The following is a 19,733-nucleotide window of genomic DNA, read 5'->3' as shown; positions in this document are numbered from 1 at the left end:
GTTTCGTATATTTGAGACGATTTCGGAGGACGACATGGCAACGCTCTACAATGCGAACAACATTCGGGCCGGACACATCATCGAATACGAAGGCGAACCATACAAAGTGATGAACGCCAAGCACATCACGCCGGGCAAAGGGCAAGCCGTGATGCAGATCAAAATGCGCAACATCATGACCGGCGTTCAGCGCGAGAATCGTTTCCGCGCCACCGAACAGGTCAAACGCATCGTGCTCGACACGCAAACCATGGAGTATCTCTACGAAGACGGCGACATGGCGCATTTTATGAACAACGAAACCTTCGAACAAATGGCCATGCCGCTTGAGGATGTCGCCGAACAACTCAAATTCTTGTTGCCCAATGCGACGGTCGACATGCAACTCCACAACAGCCGCGTGATCGGTGTCGAACTGCCGAAAATCGTCGAGCTACGCGTCGAGGAATGCGCGCCGTACATCAAGGGCGCCACGGTCACCAACCAGACCAAACCAGCCGTCCTGGAAACCGGCCTCGAAGTCCAGGTGCCGGGATTCATCGAACCCGGCCAAGTCCTGCGTATCGACACCGAAACGGGCCAGTACGTCGAGCGTGCCCGGGACTAAACGCATCCCTGTAATTCTTCTTTCGTGAGGTCGCGACCGGCCAGCGGTGCGCCGTTCGCTTCGGTGGGAGGCCTCGCTATTTCTTGTAACCCCGCGGATGGGCTTGGTGCCACGCCCAGGCGGACGCGATGATCGATTCCAAATCCGGGAACCGCGGCTCCCAGCCCAGTTCCCTTTTGATTTTGTCCGCCGCGCCGATCAACGCGGGGGGATCGCCGGGCCGCCGGGGCGCCGTCACAGCCGGAATCGGATGGCCCGTAATGCCGCGGGCGACTTCGATGACTTCCTTGACGCTGTATCCGGTGCCGTTTCCCAAATTGAAATGCGTCGCCTCTTCGCTCTTTTTCTGCATGGCCAAAATATGGGCGCGCGCCAGATCGACGATATGGATGTAATCGCGAACGCACGTGCCGTCGGGTGTCGGGTAGTCTTCGCCGAAAATGGAGATATGCTTCCGCTGGTCGAGCGCGACTTGCAGCACGATCGGAATCAAGTGGGTTTCCGGATCGTGGTCCTCGCCTAGGCCGTGGGCCGCGCCTGCGGCGTTGAAATAGCGCAGGATACTGTAGTTGAGGCCGTGAACGCGGTGATACCACTGCAACATCTTTTCAAATGCCAGCTTGGTCTCGCCGTAGGGACTGGTGGGGTTTTGCGCGATCTGCTCGTGTATCGGAACCTCGTTCGGTTCGCCGAAGGTCGCACACGTGCTTGAAAAAATGATGAAGTTGACTCCGGCGCGCATCATGGCGTCAAGAATGCGCTTCCCGACGACCACGTTGTTTTCGTAGTACAACTCCGGGTAGGCCATGCTTTCGGGCACGAGACTGTGTGCCGCGAAGTGCATGATCGTTTCCACTTCGTAGTCGCGCAGGACGCGGGTCAAGGTATCCGAGTCGCCGAGTTCGGCTTCGATAAACTCGGCGCCCGGCGGTACCGCGGCGCGGTGACCGCGGTCGAGATTGTCGTACACGACGACTTCGTAACCCGCATCCAACAATTCCGCCGCCGTGACGCTGCCGATGTAACCGGCGCCGCCGGCCACGAGTACGGTCATGGGATTAATCCTTGTAAATCACGTTCTTAAAGTGATCGATTGTTTTCTGGAGCCCTTCAGCCAACGGCACAACCGGCTCCCACTCGAGAATCCGTTTGGCCCTGGAAATATCCGGTTGCCGCACCTTCGGATCGTCCGCCGGTAGGTCGCGATAGACGAAGTCACCTTTGGAACTAGTTAGTTCGCAGATCAACTCGGCGAATTGGAGGATCGTCATCTCGTGTGGGTTGCCCAAGTTGACCGGGTCGGTCTCCTCGCTCATCAACAAGCGGTCGATGCCGTCTACGAGGTCCGATACGTAGCAGAAACTGCGGGTTTGGTGACCGTCGCCGAAGATCGTCAGCGGCTGCCCTTGCAGCGCTTGGCCGATAAAGGTCGGCACGACGCGCCCGTCCATCAAACGCATGCGCGGACCGTAGGTGTTGAATATGCGCACAATGCGTGTCTCCACGCCGTGCGTGCGGTGATAGGCCATCGTCAGGGCCTCCGCAAAGCGTTTCGCCTCGTCGTACACGCCGCGCGGGCCGATGGGATTGACGTTACCCCAGTAGCTCTCCTGCTGCGGATGCACCAAGGGATCGCCGTATACCTCGGAAGTCGACGCCAACAGAAAACGGGCGCCCTTCTCCTTGGCCAAGCCAAGCGCCTTGTGCGTACCCAACGCGCCGACTTTCAAGGTCTGAATCGGCAATTCCAGGTAGTCGATGGGGCTGGCGGGGCTCGCGAAGTGGAGAATGAGATCGATCGGGCCGTCGATGAAAATGTAATTGGTCACATCGTGCTTGATAAACGAAAAGTTCTCCGCCGTGATGTGCGCAATGTTGGCCACATTACCCGTCAGCAGGTTGTCTATCGCGATCACCTCGTAGCCCTTGGCGACGTAGTAATCACACAAGTGCGATCCAATGAAACCGGCACCGCCGGTGATCAGAATCCTTGGCATCATCACTCCCTTCCGGTCGTTAATTCACCGCATCCCGGCCGATCGCGTAATACGAAAAGCCCAGTTCCCGGAGTATGCCGGGCGTGTATAGATTGCGGCCGTCGAATACGACCGGCTGGTTCATCATTTCTTTGATCCGTGTGAAATTCGGACGCCGGAATTCGTTCCAGTCGGTCACGACGATCAGCGCATCGGCCCCCTCCAGGGCTTCATACGCGTTATCGCAAAGCACCATCCGGCCCGCGTCGTAAACGTCCTTCAGATTGTAGGGTTGAACGGCTTCTTCCATCGCGGCGGGATCAAAGGCGCGAACCATCGCCCCTGCGGCGACCAGATCGCGAATAATAAATTTGGCCGGAGCTTCGCGCATGTCGTCGGTTTGCGGCTTGAAGGAAAGCCCCCAGACCGCGAAGGTTTTGCCGCTGAGGTCCTCACCGAAGTGTTTCTTCGCCTTGCGAACGATGACCGTCTTCTGCGCTTCGTTGACGCGATCGACAGACGAAAGAATATCGAGCGTCATACCAAAGCGCTCGGCCGTGCGGGCCAGCGCCCGGATGTCCTTCGGGAAGCACGAACCGCCGTACCCGACGCCCGGGAACAGGAATTGCGAGCCGATGCGCGTGTCGGTACCCACCCCGCGCCGCACGGCGGTAACGTCGGCGCCGACCGCGTCGCACAGGTTGGCGATCTCGTTCATAAAACTGATCTTCGTGGCGAGCATCGCGTTGGCGGTGTACTTGGTCATCTCCGCGCTGCGAATATCCATGAAGATGATCGGATTGCCGGTGCGAACGAACGGCGCGTACAACTCGCCCATCATTTCCTTGCACTGCTCGGTACCGGCACCGATGACCACGCGGTCGGGGTACAAAAAGTCGTTGACCGCCGCGCCCTCTTTCATGAATTCGGGGTTGGAGACCATGTCGAAGGGTTGATCGGTTTCGCCGGCGACGGCTTCGCGCACCAAGTCGGCCGTACCGACCGGAACGGTGGATTTATCGACGATGATTTTGTACTCGTTCATCGCCCGACCGATTGCCTTGGCCACTTCGAGTACGTGGGAGAGGTCCGCGGAGCCGTCTTCGTCCTGCGGCGTGCCCACGGCAATGAAAATGACCGAGCTCTGCTGCACGCCGTGCACGAGATCGGTTGTGAACACGAGTCGGCCTTCTTTCGTGTTTCGTTCGACCAGGGTGTCAAGTTCCGGCTCGAAGATGGGGATCTCTCCCCGATTGAGCATGGCGATTTTCTCTTCGTCCTTGTCGACGCAGATCACGTCGTGGCCGGTTTCGGCAAAGCACGTACCCGCCACCAGGCCCACATAGCCGGTGCCGATCACACAGATGTTCATCTAATCCACTCCTTGACGAGTTGGTTCAATATGCGTTTTCCCTGGCCGCCTTCGAGAACAGCGTCATCCAAATGATGCGCAGGTCCAGCCAAAAGCTCCAGTTTTCGATGTAATACAAATCACATTCGATGCGGGGGCGCAAATCGGTGTCACCGCGCCAGCCCTTCACCTGCGCCCAGCCGGTCAAGCCCGCCTTGACCTTGTGCCGCAACATGTATTTCGGGATTTCGGTCCGGAATTCCTCGATAAACACCGGCCGCTCCGGTCGCGGCCCAACGACGCTCATCTCGCCCTTAAGGACATTCCAGAATTGCGGCAGTTCATCGAGATTGGTGCGGCGCAGGAAAGTGCCGATCCGGGTGCGCCGCGGATCGTCTTCCCTCGCCCAGACCGCACCGGTATCGGACTCGGCGTCAGCGCGCATCGACCGGAACTTGAAGATGTCGAAGACCTTCCCGTCCAGCCCCATGCGCTCCTGCCCGTAGAACACGGGCCCCGGACTACTGAGTTTCACCGCGATGGAAATGGCGGCGAAAACCGGGGCGCCGAAAATCATGACCGTCCCGGCGAACGCGATATCGAAGGCTCGCTTCAACGCCGCGCCCCAGCCCGACATCGGCGTCTGCTTCAAACTGATAACGGGCAGCCCCTCGAAATCCTCCACGGCGCTGCGCAGCACAACGAAATCCATCAAGTCGACTACGACCTTGACGTCGATCATCTCTTCTTCGAGGTTGTTGAGCACCGCACTCAAACGGTCGTGGGCGCTGATCGGCAACGCGACGTACACGCGTTGGACATTCTTCTCTTCGGCGACGCGCTGCACTTCTTCAACGGTGGCCAGCACCGGAAGGCCGTCGATCTCGGTGCCGACTTCTTCCTGCCGGTCGGCCAAGAACCCCTGCACGACCTGCCCCAGATCCGCGCGCCTATGTAGGCGCTCGACGAGCGACCGGGCGAGTTTGCCGGTGCCGACGACCAAGCAGCGTGTCACGCCCTCGCCGCGCCGCAGACGAGCGAGTTGCCAGCGGTGCATCGCAACGCGAACCCCGACAATGCCGAGCGTGGACAGCGTCAGGAAAATCACCAATACGATTCGGCTTGGCTTGTAGGCGCTGATGAAAAAGGTGACGACCACGAAAGTCACGAAGGCCAACAAGTGGTTCCGCAGGCCCCAGAAAAGGTCGCGTTGCAGACCGGCGGCTAAACCGCCGCCCAGTAGCGGCCGCAGCCGAAGAACCACCGCCCACACCAGCAGGGCCAACGCGGCCAGCGCGGCATAGTGCGCAAAGGGCGGCACGTGATCGATCAACAGCGGTATGAAATTGAAGCGAATCGGGTACGCGATGAGCCACGCCACGACTACGACGGCCAAATCGGCCACCGTTTGCACGCTGCGTAAAAACGTCGATCGTTCGCCGATCATGCTGCTTCATACCTCGGGTATCAAACTTCGCTTGAAAGCCGCGCTCAGTGTAGCCAAACGGACGTTTTTTGCAACGCGGCCGCGGTTTATTGCCGCGCTTGGAAGTCCTTAAAGGTCTGGTTCACATGAGTTTCGATCTTCCGCCGAAACACTTCGCGGTCGAAGCTCAGCGCGTGCGCGCGGATGGCCTCGGAGTCGAAACGATCTAGGTTGCTCTCAAGGGAAACAATCGCCGCGGCGAGGTCGTCAACCGTCTGGCGGGCAAAGAACACGCCGGTGGGCGTCTCCTCGTCCAAACCGCGCACCGTTTCCAAAGCGCCGCCCCTCCCCAGCGCGATGACCGGCCGGCCGGATGCTTGCGCCTCCACGGGCGTGATGCCGAAATCTTCCTCGCCCGGAAAGATGAAGGCGCGGCACGTGCGATAAAGTTCGTCGATGGTTTCGTCTTCCTGCCACCCCAGGAACTCCACGCCCGGACCGGCCAGCGGTCGCAAGCGGTCGACATCCTGACCCGTACCGACAACTTTCAATTTTCTGCCCAACTTGGCGCAGGCTTTGACGGCCAGGTCGATTCGCTTGTAGGGCGCCAGCGCGCTGACGCAGAGGTAAAACTCTTCCGGTCGCCCAATGGAAAAGCGTGCCGTGTCGACCGGCGGGTGAATGACCGTCGCATCGCGGCGGTAATATTTGGCGATACGTTTGGCGACGTGGCGGCTGTTGCACAGGTAGTCGTCAACGCGGCACGACGACGTGACATCCCACATGCGCAGGTAGTTGGCGAAAAATGAGATCAGCAGCCGCTTGAAGCGCCCCACGCGAGCCGCGCCGAAATAGTCTTCGAACAGGTCCCACACATACCGCATCGGCGTGTGCAGATAGCTCACGTGGCAGGTGCCGGGCGCGGTGATGACGCCCTTGGCGACGCAATGGCTGGTGGAAACTACGAGGTCGTAGCCACGCAGATCGAACTGCTCGATGGCGGTCGGCATCAGGGGCAGATAGTTGCGATACCACTTCGCGGCGCGGGGTAGTTTTTGGATAAAACTGGAAAAGATGCGGCGATTCTCAATCGTCGGCGAGGTTGATCCCGGCACGTGCAGCAACGTGAAAAGGTCGGCGTCGGGCCAGATTTCGCACATGACCTCCAGGACCTTCTCGCCGCCGCGCATTCCGGTCAACCAATCGTGTACCAGCGCGATTTTCATTCGCTCCCCTTTCCCTTCGCCTGCAAGGCCGTCACGACGGCCTCTTCAATCTGCGCCATGCGGACATCCCACGAATTCCGCTTCGCCTCGGCCCGTCGTGCTTCAAGAGCCGGTGGCGCCGCGAGAGCCTCGCCCACCGCGGTAATAAAGCCTTTTTCGGTTTTTGCCAAGCGACACAATTCCGGCCGGTCGCGGTACGCGTCGAACGCCGGCAGGTCACGGGCGACAATCGGCTTTTCCGCCGCCATGTATTCGTAGAATTTCATGGGGAAGCTGCGCCGCGTGCTCTCGTTGTCATGGAGCGGCAGGATGGCGACGTCAAAGGCGGCCACGTAGCTCGGCAGCGCGTCGTACGGCACGCGATCGAGCAAAACGACGTTGGGCAATTCCCGCAACGAAGCGACGTCGGTATGCGGGTCACCCCACCCGACCGGCCCGATCAGCACGATGCTCGCATGCGGCATGGCGCGAGCCAGCGCGGCCATGAGAGGCACATCGGTTTTGTAGCCGGAGATATTGCCGTGATAACCGATAATCGGCCGCGGCAAGTCACGTAATGCTTCCGGAACGCGGCGATCGGGACGCGGGGCGAAGTGTTCGACGTCCGCGACGTTCCCGAAATACTCGATATTGGCCGCGCGGCTTTTCCGCTCCTCATACAAGACCGGATTGGTGACAATCGTCAGGTCGGCGGCGGCGAGTAAGCGGCTTTCCATCTCCCTGATTTCCGTCGCCGGTACGCCCGGGTTGGCCGCGTAGTCGTCCACGCAGTGGTATACGACGAGCGACTCGTCAAGGTCGCCGACGAGAGTCGCGCCCAGCGGTAGAAACGACCACAGAATGGGTTTTTGCATGCCGAATTTCGTCGTCCACGCGCGCAACGTGCGCCGCAGATTCCACGCGTTGAACGCGCGAACGGTTCCGCGGCGGTGTAGCGGGAGGCTGACCGGCGCGACGACCCACAGGTTGTTTTCGACTTGCCGCGCGCCGCTGGTCCATTCGCCTAGCTTTTTCTTGATTTTCTGCCAGTCGCCGCTCGAAGCGGTGGGCGGACGCAAGCCGAGGTTGTTGACGTAAAGCACGCGATTGTGCTTTGCCAGGCGGTGCATCACGTGTTGGGAGTTGACCCACATCGCGTCCCAGGCGGCGCTGGCCAAGCAGACGATATCGCGGCCTCGAAGCGTCAAATTGGTTTCCTCAAAAGTGCGCCGTCATCCTAGCCGGTCGCCGCCCCTCGGGCAACGAAGGGTCAACTCACGAGTGGTTTGACGACGGATTCGATGGTCTGTGCGCAAGCGGCCCACGTGTGCTTCTCAACCCATTTTCGGCCCGCCTCGCCCATTGCACGCGCTTTCGCCTCATCGGAAAGAATCGTCACGACCTTGGCGGCGATATCCGCCGGGTCGTCGCCGTCGCACAACAAGCCCGTGCGGCCCTCGTCGATGGCTTGCGGGGCGCCGCCGCTGTTGCCCGCCACGCAAGGTGTGCCGAACATCGCGGCCTCCAGGAAGACGATTCCGAAGCCCTCAACGTCGTACCCGACTTGGCGGTTGGGCAGTAAAAAAAGATCGGCGCGCGCGTAGGCTCCCGCCAGTTCGGCGTAGCTCAAGCGGCCGGTAAAGATAACGCGGTCGCGCCACGGCGAACCGGCGACTTCCTTCTCGATATGTGCGCGCTCCGGCCCGTCGCCCACGATGACCCAGACGGCTTCCGGCCGGGACTCAAAGATTGCAGGCAACGCTTTGACGATGTTGTCGTGACCTTTTCGCTTTTCGACACGTCCCACGGTCAGGATGACTTGCTTGCCGCGTAAATCGACGCCCCCGATCTCCTCCAGCGGCGGCGTGTCGGCATCCAGCGGGCCGGAATCCGCGCCCAGCGGCGTCACGATCACGCGCCGGCGATCAACATAGTGGCCGACGATCTCCGCCATGAACTCACCGGTCGCCACGACGCGCAACGCGAGACGCAACACGACGCGCAACGCCAAGAGCCTGATGCCGCCGGCCTCGCGCTCGCGCAGAACTTCGCTGCCATGCACGAACACGACGTAGGGGCAGCCGGTCAGAATGCGAACGACCATCATCGGCAGGCCGTTGGGAAAGGGATAGGCGCAATACACGACATCCGTCTTTTGATCGCGGATGGCGTCGGCGAGGTAAATACCACTGATGATGAAACGCGCGATGTAGCTGAACACCCGCAGCACCGCGCCGATGACGCGATTGCCGTGCCGCCACTCCAAGCGGGGCATGCGCTTGATCGTATAGGGTTGGTCACGGTCGAACGATTCGTCGCCGGGACAATGCCGGGTAACGACGACCGCCTTCTCGCCGTAGTAATGGGCGAGGCGCTCCATATAGATTTGCACGCCGCCGTAGTCCGGCAGGTAATCGCGGGAGGAAATCAGTACTCTCATAGGTGGTCCTCGCGCTTCTCCTGATAGACGTTTTCCAAGATGGTCAGCATGCGTTCAATGCGATGCTCCCAACTGTTGGCGCGGGCCAACGCCAAACGTTGTTCCCGATGCGGATCGTCGGCCAGGCGGCGTTCCACCGCGTTCACAAAATCTTCCGGCGTCGTAATGAGGTCGACCATCGGCGTGTATTTTTCCAATTCCGCCATTTTGGTCGCGACGACCGGCTTGCCGGTGGCGAGGTATTCGAAAAATTTGAGTGGTAGTACGCCTTCAATGTAACGGTTGAGCTTATAGGGGATCATGCAAACGTCGAAACCCGCCATGATCGCCGGCAGTTCGTCGATATCTTTGCGCCCCCAAAAATGGGCGTTGCGGTGCCGGATGAGTTGATCGACGCCGAAACCGCAGTCGGGGCCGATGAACACGAAGCTCCAGTTCGGTCGCAAGCGGAAGAGCGTGGCGAGCAGTTCGCCGTCGAGCTTGTAGTTCACGGCGCCGACGAACCCGATCACCGGCCGTTTGATATTCCTGATGCGGCCTATCGGCTTGGCGGTCGTCGCTTTGTGAAAGTGGCCGAAATCGGCGACGTTCGGCACGAAGTACGTGTGCTTGTTGTAGGGCCGTTTGGCTTCGAACAAACTCTGCGCGGTAGTGAAAACCGCGTCGACGGACTTTAGCAGCCGTTGCTCCATCTTGCGCGTGACGATGGCCCAGGCGCCGGGAAAGGCGCTGTATTCGTCCACGCAGTCGTAACACGAGACGGCGCTGTCGATCTGCGTCAAAAAGGGCTGCGCCGTGGGCGGGTAGCACCAGAAGATCGGCCGCGAAAAACCTTTCTCTCTCATTATGCTTTTCACGCCGCGAGACGCGTACGCGATATTGGCCCGATTGACGGACCATATCTTGTTGCCGAACGGCGCCGCCGCCGGCGGCCGGTACACCGTCACGCCGCAATCGGCGGTATAGGAATCGCCGCCCAACAGTTTCCGTTGCCCGGCCCCCACGGCTGCCAGCGGTTCCACGTAAATGATGTCGAAGTACTTCGCCAAACGAGACGCGACCTGCTGCTTATTGGTCCACAGCGGCGCGTCCCAATCGGCAGTAGAAAACATCAAGATTTGTCGAGGAAGGTCGAAGCCTGCGTATATCTTCATGGAACGACATCCTGTGCGCAACGAAAGCCCAAAGCGGCGGTGTATGTCTCCGGCGGTGCATTTTCGCGGAAGGATACTCTGGCGAAATACGCGGTCGACGCGAAGTTGCCGCCGCGAATGACCCGACGCTCGCCGTCCGGCGGGCCTTGCGGGTCAACGCCGTTGTGAGGCCACAGACCCGCATCGTAGTAATCTGCGTCATAGTAATCGGCGGTCCATTCAGAGACATTGCCCGCCATTTCGGTCAACCCGAACGGAGACGCCGCCGCGGCGTAGGTCCCAACTTCGACCGGACGCGCGTGGCAGGTCTCTTCGTATTCGGCGTCGGCGGAAAGTGAATCCGCCCGCGGGATCGATAGGTTGGACAGGCCGCAGGTCGGTTCCTGCCACCCCCACGGAAAGGTTCGCTCGTCGGCCGTACCGCGCGCCGCCTTCTCCCATTCGGCCTCGCTCGGCAAGCGGCGTTCGCGCCAGCGGCAGTAATCATCGGCCATCTGCCAAGTAACATTAGTCACCGGGTAATCGTCGAAGGCGCGATTGGAATAGTAATCGGCGCGATCAATGCTGCCGGCGCTTCGAGGGTCCTCGCAACGCCCCGCCCCTACGCAGGCGCGGTACTGAGCGTTGGTCACCTCATGGATCTCGACTCGATAGGCGGAGACATAGGTGCGGTGCTCGGGCTGCTCGTCGGTGAAAGGTTCGTCAGGCACGCCATCGAAAAAACCGGGGCTGAAATCCGAACCCATGGTGAAATAGCCGGCCGCGACAAATACCGTCGGCGACGCCGCAGCGTCCCCATAGAGGTCGCTGTCGAGTTCAAAATCGTTATTGTATTCACAGGCGACGAACGCCAGTAGCACGAAAATCGGCACCAACCAGAAGTACCGCAAAAAATCGCTCCTTCAGCGCATTGGGCCCCCGCCAAGGCGCTCGTTTGGTATAATGTGTATGTTCATACTAACTCACGCGAACTTTCTTTTGAATACCGGAGATATAGACATGAGTAAGAGATTGATCGTTATTGGAGGCGTCGCAGCCGGCACCAGCGCGGCCAGTCGAGCGCGACGCGTGGATGCTGATCTCGAAATCATCCTGTTTGAAGCGGGCGAGCATATCAGCTACGGCGCGTGTGATGAACCCTATTTCATCAGCGGTGTCATTCCGAGTTGGGAAAACCTGTTGGTGCGTTTGCCGCGCGTGTTCCGCGAAAAGCAAAACATCGATATCCGCCTCGGGCACGAAGTGACGAAGATCGATCCGGAAGCGAAGAGCGTCACCGTGTTGATCAAAGAGACCGGCGAAACCGAGGAATTTAACTACGATACGCTCATCCTCGCCACCGGTGCGCGACCGCGTCCGCTGCCGCTTCCGGGCCACGACGCGCCCAATGTATTTCACTTGAAGTCGTTGGACTCGGCGCGGGCCATCGACACATTTATCCGCGAGCGCAAACCGCGGCAGGCGGTGAGTATCGGCGCCGGATTCATCAACCTGGAAATGGCCGAAGCGCTACACGCGCGAGGCGTGGAAAACACGATCCTAACCCGCAGCCCCCTCCCGGCGGGCCGGCAGTTCGAACAAGAGATCGGTGCGTTGATTGTTGACGAGCTGCGAGAGCGCGGCGTGCATTACGAACCGAGTCATCCGACTACGGGCTTGAAAACCGACGCGAACGGTTGGGTCACCGCCGTGCAAGCCGGTGACGACAGCTTCGATGCGGATATGGTGTTGGTGGCAATCGGCGTGCAGCCGAACGTAGAGATCGGCGTTGCTGCGGGCGTAGCGGTCGGCCCTACCGGCGCATTTGCCGTGGACGACCACCTGCGCACGAATGTGCCGGACATCTTCGCGGCGGGAGATTGCGCCGAAACAATCAACCGCATCAACGGCCAGCCCGCCCACTATCCGCTGGGCGACATCGCCAACAAGCACGGCTGGACCGCGGGTGAAAACGCCGCCGGCGGCGACCTTACGTATGGCGGTGCGCTCGGATCGTTTCACTTCAAATGCTTCGAACTGGAAATCGGTGTGACCGGCCTGACCGAAGCCCAAGCGCGCGAAGCCGGCTTCGACCCACTGGTCAATCTCATCACGCACAACAGCCGCGCTCACGCGCAGCCGGGGAAGCAGAAGATTACCGTGCGCCTGGTGCTGGATCGGCAAACAGGCCGGATTCTTGGCGGTCAGGTGGCCGGTAAGGAGGGCGCGGCGTTGCGGATTAACACCCTTGCCGTCGCGGTGCACGCTGGGATGACGGTCGAAGAATTAAACGCCGTCGACTTTGCGTATGCGCCGCCCTTCTCGCCGGTGATCGACCCGCTGCTGATTGCCGCTCGTACTTCCGTTAAGAAGTTGGCGAAGCAGGTTTCTTCCGGCTGACGAACCAGCGCAGTAACCACTTTTTACCCGGCAGCGGTAAGCTGGCTAACAAGTCGGCGTGATCGGGGCGGAAGGGTCGCAAAACCAACAGCAAGAGCGTGAACGCGACGATCCCCGCGATCAGCAATGCGGGCACCTTCCCCCAAAGCGGCCACGGCAGCGCGCCCCGCAACCAGAAAAGCAAACCGCCCATGCCCACCCCCGCCGCGGCGATCTTCGACAAGAAACGCCAGGGGTACACCGGCTGCAACGCGCGGTGAACAATGCGCCACTCATAGCCGATGCCGGCGACAACCGCGATACTGGTCGCGATCGCCGCGCCGAGCGCCCCGTATTGCCAAATCAGGATGAGATCGAGGATGAAGTTGACGGCCCCAAAAACAAGCCGCGCTTGTACCAGCGCCTTTTCCTTGTCCATGCCTTGCAGGAAGTTGGCCGTCAGGCTCCCCATCTTGGCGAACGACAGCGCGAAGAGCAGCACGATCATCGGGCCGAACGCGCCGTTGGCGGTGCTTTCGGGATACAGCACGTGCAGAATGTCGGCCCCGATAATCAGCCCGCCGATAAAAATGGGGATGACGAACAGGTACAAATATTCCATCGAAACCGCAAAAATGCGGCGCAGTTTATCGTAGTCTCCGGCCGCGGCCACCTCACTGATCATGGCCAGCGAAACCCCTTCGGAGAAGGCGTTGCCGAAGAACGACACCGACTGGAACACAAAATTGTAGGCGATGACGTAGAACGCGATCTGCGCGGGTTGATCCAACAGGAGCGTTAGCAGCAGCACGTCCATCGGTTTTTGCAGCACGAAATGCAGCACGTTGTAAACGTAGCTGAAGCCGCTGAAACGGATCACGCGCCAGATCGACGGCGGCTCGCCGGGCTCGACCGGTTCCCGCGCTATCGGATTCTCGCGTCGCCAGCGCCACAGGAAAAGCGCGGCGGTTGCTCCGTAAAGTACGACCAAGCACGCCAGCACACTTGCCGGGCCGCCGCCGAGCTTCACCGCGATGGTCGCCGCGACCAAGTACAATGCGGTCAGCGATGCTTGGACGAAGTTGATGAATTTCTGCTCATAACGGGCGACGAGGACTCGCGCCAAGAGATTCTGCAGGCCCAGGCCCACCAGCATAAATGCGGCGAGGCGCACCCAGATATCGCGCGCGGGGTCTTTGAGTAATACCTCGGCGAGCCACGGCGCCGCCCACCAAATGCCCGCCGCGACCGCCAAAGAAAGCACCAAGCGTGTGAGCAAAGCCTGGCGGACCAAGCGGCGCTCGCCGCGCGCTCCCTCTTGCATGAGCGCTTGCGGGACGAAGCGCAATAACGTGTTTTCGAGGCCGAGAGCCGCAGCAAGCACCGCAATGTTGTTGATCGTCAGCGCAACGGCGAAGGAACCGTAGAGGGCGTCGCCGAGCAGGCGGATGAGCACGACCGATTCGAGAAAGCGCAGCAGCATCAGGGCGAACTTGCCCAGCAGGTTCCAATACATGGCACCGGCGGCACGCTCGCCGAGGCGCGGCGGTCCCGTGGTTTCGGTTGGAGCGGGATTCATGAATGCGATCCTAAACGATTGCCCGAGGATTTACACCTCTTCGCAACCGGCGTCTCCCTGGTCGAGTTCGAACGCTGTGTGCAAAGCGCGTACGGCTTCGGCGAGGTGCACTTCGTCGATGATGACACTCAGCTTGATCTCGCTGGAGGCGACCATCTGTATGGGGATGTCGTGAGCGGCCAACGTCTCGAAAACCTTGGCGGGCACCTGCGTATGGGTACGCAATCCCACGCCGATGACCGACACCTTGGCCACCGGTCCCTCGAGTTCCACGCCGATAGCCCCCAGATCGTCCGCGGCGTGCTCAGCCAACTCGCGGGCCTGCTGCGCCTCGGTTTTGGGTACGGTGAAGGAGAGGTCGAAAAAGCCGTCAACCCCGGCGTTTTGCACGATCGTATCAACGCGCAAACCCGCGCGGCCGAGCGGCACGATCAAGTCGCGCGTCGCGGCCGGGCGATCGGGCACGCCCAAGACGCGAATGCGCATTTCGTCCTTTACGTAGGTGACTCCGGTGATGGGTGCCGATTCCATACAGCTATCCTCCGGTACGACCCACGTGCCGGGTCGGTCGTTGTACGAACAGCGCACGTGGAGAGGCACGCCGAATTTTTTGGCGAACGCCACCGCGCGTATGTGCAGCACTTTGGCGCCGAGACTGGCCAGTTCCAACATTTCATCGTGACTGATGCGGTCGAGCTTGCGCGCCGTGGGGCAAAGGTGCGGGTCGGTGGTGTAGACGCCGTCCACGTCGGTGTAAATTTCGCACACGTCCGCTTTCAGTGCGGCAGCCAGCGCGACGGCTGTGGTGTCGGACCCGCCGCGGCCCAGCGTCGTGACGTTGCCTTCGACGTCTACGCCCTGGAAGCCCGCGACAACCGCAATTTTTCGCTCGCCGAGTCGGTCGAGAATGGCGTCGGGGTCAATCGAGATAATGTTGGCGCGCGAGAAGCGGTTGTCGGTGCGGATACGCACCTGGTGGGCCAAGAAAGAGCGGGCTTGGTGGCCCGTCGATTCAATGGCCATCGCCAGCAAAGCGATGCTGACTTGCTCGCCTGTGGCTAGAAGTTGGTCGACTTCGCGGTCGTTGGGGCGCTCAGTGATTTGTGCGGCCAGACCGAGCAGGCGGTCGGTTTCGCCGGCCATGGCCGAGACCACGACGACGACCTCGTTGCCTGCCTCGTGCGTCGCCACAACGCGCCGGGCGACCTCGCGGATCCGCTCGATCGAGCCGAGGCTCGTCCCGCCGTATTTTTGCACGATGATCGCCATCTATTACTCCGCTACCAAAGTATCCAAAACCTCACGCCAACGATGCGCCGCGCCGCGAAAATCGAGCCGCCGGGTATCGCCGTCAATGACGAAGTTTACATACAGAGTTTCATCCGGCAACGCCTCCGGTATGCGTTCGGCCCATTCGACGGCGCAGACGCCCTCGCCCCACAAGTATTCCTCCGCACCGATGCGCTCAAGATCCACGGCCGTTTCTAGGCGATAGAAATCAAAGTGGTAGAATGGCAACCGTCCGGATTCGTAAATCGCCAACAGCGTGAAAGTCGGGCTTGTTATGACCGTGTCGGCGGGGACGCCCAAACCGCGGGCCAATCCCTGGGCGAAGCGAGTTTTGCCCGCGCCCAACTCGCCCACGAGACCGACGACGTCGCCCGGTCGCAGGTACACGGCCAGCCGTTTTCCCCACTCACGGGTTTCCTCTTCGTCGCGGCTTATCCCGGCGATGCGAGCCGTCAAACACCATCCTCCGTTTCGAACTTGGCGTGCGTCGCTTCCAAGCCTCGCAACACTTCGGGCAGGAACCGCAACAACACTCCGGCGCTGAGGGCCCGCTCACCCACGGCGGCAGCGGCGAGGTCTCCCGCGCGTCCGTGAATGTAGACACCGCACAGGGCGGCGTCCAAAGCCGCCAAACCAGTGGCGAGGAATCCGGCGATCAGGCCGGTGAGCGCGTCGCCCGTGCCGCCGGTGGCCATGCCCGGATTGCCGGTGGGGTTGATCCAAACGCGATCATCCGGCGCGGCGACAACGGTACGCGATCCTTTGAGCACCGTCACCACTCCATATTCAGCGGCGAATCGCCGGGCGGCACCGAGTCGATCGGACTGCACGGCGGTGGTATCGGTGCCGAGCAGGCGCGCCATCTCGCCGGGATGCGGCGTCACGACGATGGGTGCTTTCGCGTCTTTCAGCGCGGCGACATTAGCGGCCAAGTTGTTCAGCCCGTCGGCGTCGATGACCGTAGGCGTTGTGATTCCGGCCACCAAACCGGCCATGAACGTCTCGAGCCCGTCGGAACGATCCATGCCCGGGCCGACGGCGGCGGCGCTTCGCTCATTGAGCAAGGCCAGCGCGGCGTCGAGGGCTCGATCGGCCAAGCGACCTTGCGGATCGGCGGCCAGTGACGTTTTCAAGGCTTCGGTGAGCGTCGTTTCGATCACGCCGGCCAAGGACGACGGCACGGCGGCGGTAACCAACCCAGCCCCGGCCATCACGGCGGCTTCGGCGGCGATACGTACTGCGCCGCTCATGCCCGGCGCGCCACCCAGGATGACGGCATGGCCATAGGTTCCCTTGTTGGTGTCCATTTCGCGGCGGCCAAACAGCGGCAGCAAATCGGCTTCTTCCAACAGGACGTGGTCGAGACTGAATTCGGCCGTGAAGTACGGCGGCAGCGAGATATCGATGACTTCGATCTCACCGCAATACCGGCATCCGGGGTGGATGAACTGCCCTACCTTGCCCAGGCCGAAGGTGCACGTGAGATCGGCGATGATCGCCGGCCCGGTCGGGCGCCCGTCGTCGGAACCCACGCCGCTGGGCATATCCACGGCCACCAGGGGCACCTCAAGCTCGTTGGCGAGTTCAATCAAGTCCGCCGCCACGCCTTCGATGGAACGTGAGAGGCCGGTGCCGAACAAGGCGTCAACGATCAACCCCGCGTCGGCGAGAATCACGGCCGCTTTGAGAAGATCCCGATCGGTTTTTATCTCCGTGATCGGTAGGCCGAGGTTGGCGGCGATGCGGTGATTGATTTTGGCGTCGCCCTTCAACTTACCGCGCGCGCCGAGTAGAAAGCACTCCACTTCGAAACCGCGATTGAACAGGTGGCGGGCGATCACAAAACCGTCGCCGCCGTTATTGCCGGGCCCACAGAGCACGGCAACGCCGAATTCGCAAGAATCGCGGAAGCGCCCGAGCAGTGTCTCGGTGGCGCCCCGCCCCGCGTTTTCCATCAGAACGATGCCGGGGATACGGTATTGCTCGATGGCGGCGCGGTCCATTTCGCGCATTTGCGCGGCGGTGGCGAGCTTCATGACTTCTCTCCCTCTAATACGACAACGGCCACGGCTTCGGTGGCGGTATGGCTTAGGCTGACGTGGCAGTTATGCACGTTTCGTTCGCGCGCGAGTTCGGCGGCGCGTCCGTCCAGATGCAGTTGCGGCTGGCCGCTCCGGCCTATTTCTATGCGGACCTCGGTGAGCGGCACAGTGAACAGGGGCAACGCCATGGCTTTGAGCCATGCTTCTTTGGCGGCAAACCGTGTGGCGAATCGATCGGGGCGTCCGTTGGCTTCTTCGATTTCAACCGGGTGATACACGCGTCGCAGAAAACGCGGTGAGCGAGCGATGATTCGTTCGATGCGCGGCACTGAAACGAGATCGACGCCGACGCCCAGGATCATCACTCGGCGGCTGTCCTTCCTTCGCGAATGGCGGCGATCATTTCGCGCACGGCCTGATCGAGGCCGACGTAGATCGCGCGGCCGATGATGGTGTGGCCGATGTTGAGTTCGCGGATTTCCAGGATGGCGGCGATCGGTTGAACGTTTTTGTAGTCCAAACCGTGACCCGCGGCCACGTCGAGGCGCAATTTTGCGGCGAGGCGCACGACGTCGACGATCTGTCGATACTCGCGTTCGCGGTCTTCGCGTTTGCGGGCGTCACAGTAGCGACCGGTGTTGATCTCGACGACCTTCGCGCCGACCTCACGCGCCACTTTGATCTGGTCGAGATCGGGATCGATAAAAACGCTGACGATGATGTCGTGTTCGGCCAGCACGGCGGCGGCGCTTTTGACGGCTTCTCTTGCGTGCAACAGGTTGAGGCCGCCTTCGGTCGTGATTTCATCGGGGCGTTCGGGTACGAAGGTCACGATATCGGGCCGCACTTCGCAGGCGATGCGGGTCATTTCCTGGGTGGTGGCCATTTCGACATTCAGTTTCGTTTTAACGGTTTTGCGCAGTAGCTCCAGGTCGCGTTCCTGAATATGCCGGCGATCGCCGCGTAAATGAATCGTGATGCCGTCGGCCCCGGCCAGTTCCGCCATAGCCGCGGCCGCCACCGGGTCTGGTTGATCGATTTTGCGCGCTTCGCGCACCGTTGCGACGTGGTCCACGTTGACCGAAAGTTTTACTGGCAACCTAGCCTCCTTAGGAAAACGAAGCCGACTATTTCAGTTTCTTTTTGCCCGACGGCGTTTTATTCGGTTTCTTCCCGCCCGCGATTTGGATCGTCACCGGCGGCATGCTGTAGTTGCGCAAGGCGATACCGCCGGCCAGTTCGAGGGTCGGCGTCACTTCGCGTTTTTCACCAGGCTTCATGTCGGCGGCGTCAACGACCAAAGTCAGATCGCCGGCCGTGAGCAGCGTGAGTTGCTCGGCCGAACCCTCCAGTTGGACGTCGAGGTCCTGGCGACTCAATTTGTACTTGTACTCCGCGTTTCGCACGGTAATCGGAATACCGTAGAACATCTTCTTGATTTTCGGCCGGCCGATCGGAACCGTCACGCGCACGCCTTTTTCACGCACCGGCTCGACGTGTCGGTTGATCAGGTCCAGGCCGACCTCCACCGAGAACGTTTCGCCGTGGCCCGTCAGGTCGATGATTTCGGTCTCGACCTCCGTGAGGATGTCAATCTCCTCGGTGGCGCCGGAAATCTCCACCAACTCCGGCTCGACAACCGGCTTGAGAGGTTCGAGCCCCTCCGGCGGTTCGCCGCGAAAGACCGGGCGCACACGCACGGTTTTATTCTTTCGCTCCGAGAGGATGATCTGCACTTGGCTCGGGTAGATCTCTGTCACCTTAGCGCCGCTGGCCAGGCCTTCGATCTTACTCGCATAGAATTTGGCGACCATCGGGCCGGGATTGGCGCCGGCGAGGTCGAGAACGTAGCGCAATTCGCGGTTGCGCAGGGCACGTAGCGCGGTGCGCGGGCCGCGGGCTTTGATTTCGATTTCGTTGGGCAAGTCGGAGATGCGAACCAGGGTGCGCGGCAGGTTTCGGATTTCCAAATTGACCTTGGAGGGCACCTCAAGTTCCGTTTCCCGAGAGCTGACGTGGCTCCACAGCAGGACCGCAATCATCAAAGCAATCAGCTTGAGCAGCAGGTTCTCGGAAAAGAATTTGATCAGAGACGATTTCATCGCTTACCCAAAATGCGAGTGGAGCAGGTCCAACAAATCTTCGTTGGACACGTTACTGGTCAAGCGGCCTTCGCGGGCCACGCTCACTTGCGCTTTTTCCTCCGAAATAATGAGAACCAGCGCGTCGGTTTCCTGGGAGACGCCTAGGCCGGCCCGGTGCCGCGTGCCCAGGTCTTTGTCGATTTCCACGTCGCTGGCCAGCG

Annotated in this window: 19 protein-coding genes; 2 read left to right on the top strand and 17 right to left on the bottom strand. The window is 60.8% G+C overall.

Features of this window, described 5'->3' with window-relative positions; all coding sequences use genetic code 11:
- Positions 1 to 34 precede the first annotated feature (34 nt).
- On the top strand, positions 35 to 607 hold the full coding sequence (gene efp, locus P9L99_18880) for an elongation factor P (GenBank protein ID MDP8225432.1): 573 nt from the start codon (positions 35 to 37) through the stop codon (positions 605 to 607).
- Between the two features lie 76 nt (positions 608 to 683).
- On the opposite strand, the gene galE is transcribed toward efp, so the two are convergent.
- The 9 genes from galE to P9L99_18835 all read right to left on the bottom strand — a co-directional run bounded on the left by galE (position 684) and on the right by P9L99_18835 (position 11,049).
- On the bottom strand, positions 684 to 1,661 hold the full coding sequence (gene galE / locus P9L99_18875; protein MDP8225431.1) for a UDP-glucose 4-epimerase GalE: 978 nt from the start codon (positions 1,659 to 1,661) through the stop codon (positions 684 to 686).
- A gap of 4 nt (positions 1,662 to 1,665) precedes the next feature.
- Positions 1,666 to 2,604, bottom strand: a complete 939-nt coding sequence (locus tag P9L99_18870) for an SDR family oxidoreductase (GenBank protein ID MDP8225430.1) — start codon at positions 2,602 to 2,604, stop codon at positions 1,666 to 1,668.
- Between the two features lie 19 nt (positions 2,605 to 2,623).
- Positions 2,624 to 3,955: a UDP-glucose/GDP-mannose dehydrogenase family protein gene (locus P9L99_18865; GenBank protein MDP8225429.1), complete on the bottom strand. Its 1,332-nt coding sequence runs from the start codon at positions 3,953 to 3,955 to the stop codon at positions 2,624 to 2,626.
- A 25-nt stretch (positions 3,956 to 3,980) separates the two neighbouring features.
- A complete protein-coding gene (locus P9L99_18860; GenBank protein ID MDP8225428.1) occupies positions 3,981 to 5,381 on the bottom strand; it encodes an undecaprenyl-phosphate glucose phosphotransferase in 1,401 nt (466 codons plus the stop codon).
- 86 nt (positions 5,382 to 5,467) lie between these two features.
- Positions 5,468 to 6,586 (bottom strand): glycosyltransferase, encoded by a 1,119-nt coding sequence (locus P9L99_18855; protein MDP8225427.1) that lies wholly within the window; start codon positions 6,584 to 6,586, stop codon positions 5,468 to 5,470.
- A complete protein-coding gene (locus tag P9L99_18850) occupies positions 6,583 to 7,773 on the bottom strand; it encodes a glycosyltransferase (GenBank protein ID MDP8225426.1) in 1,191 nt (396 codons plus the stop codon). The genes P9L99_18855 and P9L99_18850 overlap by 4 nt, the downstream gene beginning before the upstream one ends.
- Before the next feature lie 62 nt (positions 7,774 to 7,835).
- Entirely contained in the window at positions 7,836 to 9,005 is a 1,170-nt protein-coding gene (locus tag P9L99_18845) for a glycosyltransferase family 4 protein (protein MDP8225425.1), read from the bottom strand.
- Positions 9,002 to 10,159, bottom strand: coding sequence for a glycosyltransferase (locus P9L99_18840; protein MDP8225424.1), 1,158 nt, complete (start codon positions 10,157 to 10,159; stop codon positions 9,002 to 9,004). The genes P9L99_18845 and P9L99_18840 overlap by 4 nt, the downstream gene beginning before the upstream one ends.
- On the bottom strand, positions 10,156 to 11,049 hold the full coding sequence (locus P9L99_18835) for an SUMF1/EgtB/PvdO family nonheme iron enzyme (protein ID MDP8225423.1): 894 nt from the start codon (positions 11,047 to 11,049) through the stop codon (positions 10,156 to 10,158). Before P9L99_18835 ends, P9L99_18840 begins: the two co-directional genes overlap by 4 nt.
- 109 nt (positions 11,050 to 11,158) lie before the next feature.
- Between P9L99_18835 and P9L99_18830 the strand changes: the two genes are divergently transcribed.
- Positions 11,159 to 12,538: an FAD-dependent oxidoreductase gene (locus tag P9L99_18830; GenBank protein MDP8225422.1), complete on the top strand. Its 1,380-nt coding sequence runs from the start codon at positions 11,159 to 11,161 to the stop codon at positions 12,536 to 12,538.
- Here P9L99_18830 and P9L99_18825 read toward each other — a convergent pair.
- The 8 genes from P9L99_18825 to P9L99_18790 form a co-directional block, all read right to left on the bottom strand.
- A complete protein-coding gene (locus P9L99_18825) occupies positions 12,504 to 14,096 on the bottom strand; it encodes an oligosaccharide flippase family protein (protein MDP8225421.1) in 1,593 nt (530 codons plus the stop codon). The genes P9L99_18830 and P9L99_18825 overlap by 35 nt on opposite strands.
- A gap of 30 nt (positions 14,097 to 14,126) precedes the next feature.
- Entirely contained in the window at positions 14,127 to 15,365 is a 1,239-nt protein-coding gene (locus P9L99_18820) for an aspartate kinase (GenBank protein ID MDP8225420.1), read from the bottom strand.
- A 3-nt stretch (positions 15,366 to 15,368) separates the two neighbouring features.
- On the bottom strand, positions 15,369 to 15,842 hold the full coding sequence (gene tsaE, locus P9L99_18815; protein MDP8225419.1) for a tRNA (adenosine(37)-N6)-threonylcarbamoyltransferase complex ATPase subunit type 1 TsaE: 474 nt from the start codon (positions 15,840 to 15,842) through the stop codon (positions 15,369 to 15,371).
- Positions 15,839 to 17,422, bottom strand: a complete 1,584-nt coding sequence (locus P9L99_18810) for an NAD(P)H-hydrate dehydratase (GenBank protein ID MDP8225418.1) — start codon at positions 17,420 to 17,422, stop codon at positions 15,839 to 15,841. Before P9L99_18810 ends, tsaE begins: the two co-directional genes overlap by 4 nt.
- Complete coding sequence (gene acpS, locus P9L99_18805) at positions 17,419 to 17,790, bottom strand: holo-ACP synthase (GenBank protein ID MDP8225417.1); 372 nt, start codon at positions 17,788 to 17,790, stop codon at positions 17,419 to 17,421. The genes P9L99_18810 and acpS overlap by 4 nt, the downstream gene beginning before the upstream one ends.
- Positions 17,790 to 18,527: a pyridoxine 5'-phosphate synthase gene (locus tag P9L99_18800; GenBank protein ID MDP8225416.1), complete on the bottom strand. Its 738-nt coding sequence runs from the start codon at positions 18,525 to 18,527 to the stop codon at positions 17,790 to 17,792. Before P9L99_18800 ends, acpS begins: the two co-directional genes overlap by 1 nt.
- A 28-nt stretch (positions 18,528 to 18,555) precedes the next feature.
- The gene (locus P9L99_18795; GenBank protein MDP8225415.1) at positions 18,556 to 19,530 is read right to left on the bottom strand and encodes a CdaR family protein; all 975 of its coding nucleotides are present in this window, start codon (positions 19,528 to 19,530) and stop codon (positions 18,556 to 18,558) included.
- Between the two features lie 3 nt (positions 19,531 to 19,533).
- Positions 19,534 to 19,733 (bottom strand): diadenylate cyclase (locus P9L99_18790; protein MDP8225414.1); only part of this gene is annotated, 200 nt, incomplete at its 5' end.

Source organism: Candidatus Lernaella stagnicola (assembly GCA_030765525.1).
GTDB classification, from domain to species: Bacteria; Lernaellota; Lernaellaia; order Lernaellales; family Lernaellaceae; genus Lernaella; species Lernaella stagnicola.
Note: the sequence above shows the minus strand (reverse complement) of the source record. Positions and strands in the feature narration are given on the sequence as shown.

Excerpts from the sequence above, each read along its gene's own strand:
- efp (MDP8225432.1), top strand. The coding sequence starts at position 35 with ATGGCAACGCTCTACAATGCGAACAACATTCGGGCCGGACACATCATC.
- galE (MDP8225431.1), bottom strand. The coding sequence starts at position 1,661 with ATGACCGTACTCGTGGCCGGCGGCGCCGGTTACATCGGCAGCGTCACG.
- P9L99_18870 (MDP8225430.1), bottom strand. The coding sequence starts at position 2,604 with ATGCCAAGGATTCTGATCACCGGCGGTGCCGGTTTCATTGGATCGCAC.
- P9L99_18865 (MDP8225429.1), bottom strand. The coding sequence starts at position 3,955 with ATGAACATCTGTGTGATCGGCACCGGCTATGTGGGCCTGGTGGCGGGT.
- P9L99_18860 (MDP8225428.1), bottom strand. The coding sequence starts at position 5,381 with ATGATCGGCGAACGATCGACGTTTTTACGCAGCGTGCAAACGGTGGCC.
- P9L99_18855 (MDP8225427.1), bottom strand. The coding sequence starts at position 6,586 with ATGAAAATCGCGCTGGTACACGATTGGTTGACCGGAATGCGCGGCGGC.
- P9L99_18845 (MDP8225425.1), bottom strand. The coding sequence starts at position 9,005 with ATGAGAGTACTGATTTCCTCCCGCGATTACCTGCCGGACTACGGCGGC.
- P9L99_18840 (MDP8225424.1), bottom strand. The coding sequence starts at position 10,159 with ATGAAGATATACGCAGGCTTCGACCTTCCTCGACAAATCTTGATGTTT.
- P9L99_18830 (MDP8225422.1), top strand. The coding sequence starts at position 11,159 with ATGAGTAAGAGATTGATCGTTATTGGAGGCGTCGCAGCCGGCACCAGC.
- P9L99_18825 (MDP8225421.1), bottom strand. The coding sequence starts at position 14,096 with ATGAATCCCGCTCCAACCGAAACCACGGGACCGCCGCGCCTCGGCGAG.
- P9L99_18820 (MDP8225420.1), bottom strand. The coding sequence starts at position 15,365 with ATGGCGATCATCGTGCAAAAATACGGCGGGACGAGCCTCGGCTCGATC.
- P9L99_18810 (MDP8225418.1), bottom strand. The coding sequence starts at position 17,422 with ATGAAGCTCGCCACCGCCGCGCAAATGCGCGAAATGGACCGCGCCGCC.
- acpS (MDP8225417.1), bottom strand. The coding sequence starts at position 17,790 with ATGATCCTGGGCGTCGGCGTCGATCTCGTTTCAGTGCCGCGCATCGAA.
- P9L99_18795 (MDP8225415.1), bottom strand. The coding sequence starts at position 19,530 with ATGAAATCGTCTCTGATCAAATTCTTTTCCGAGAACCTGCTGCTCAAG.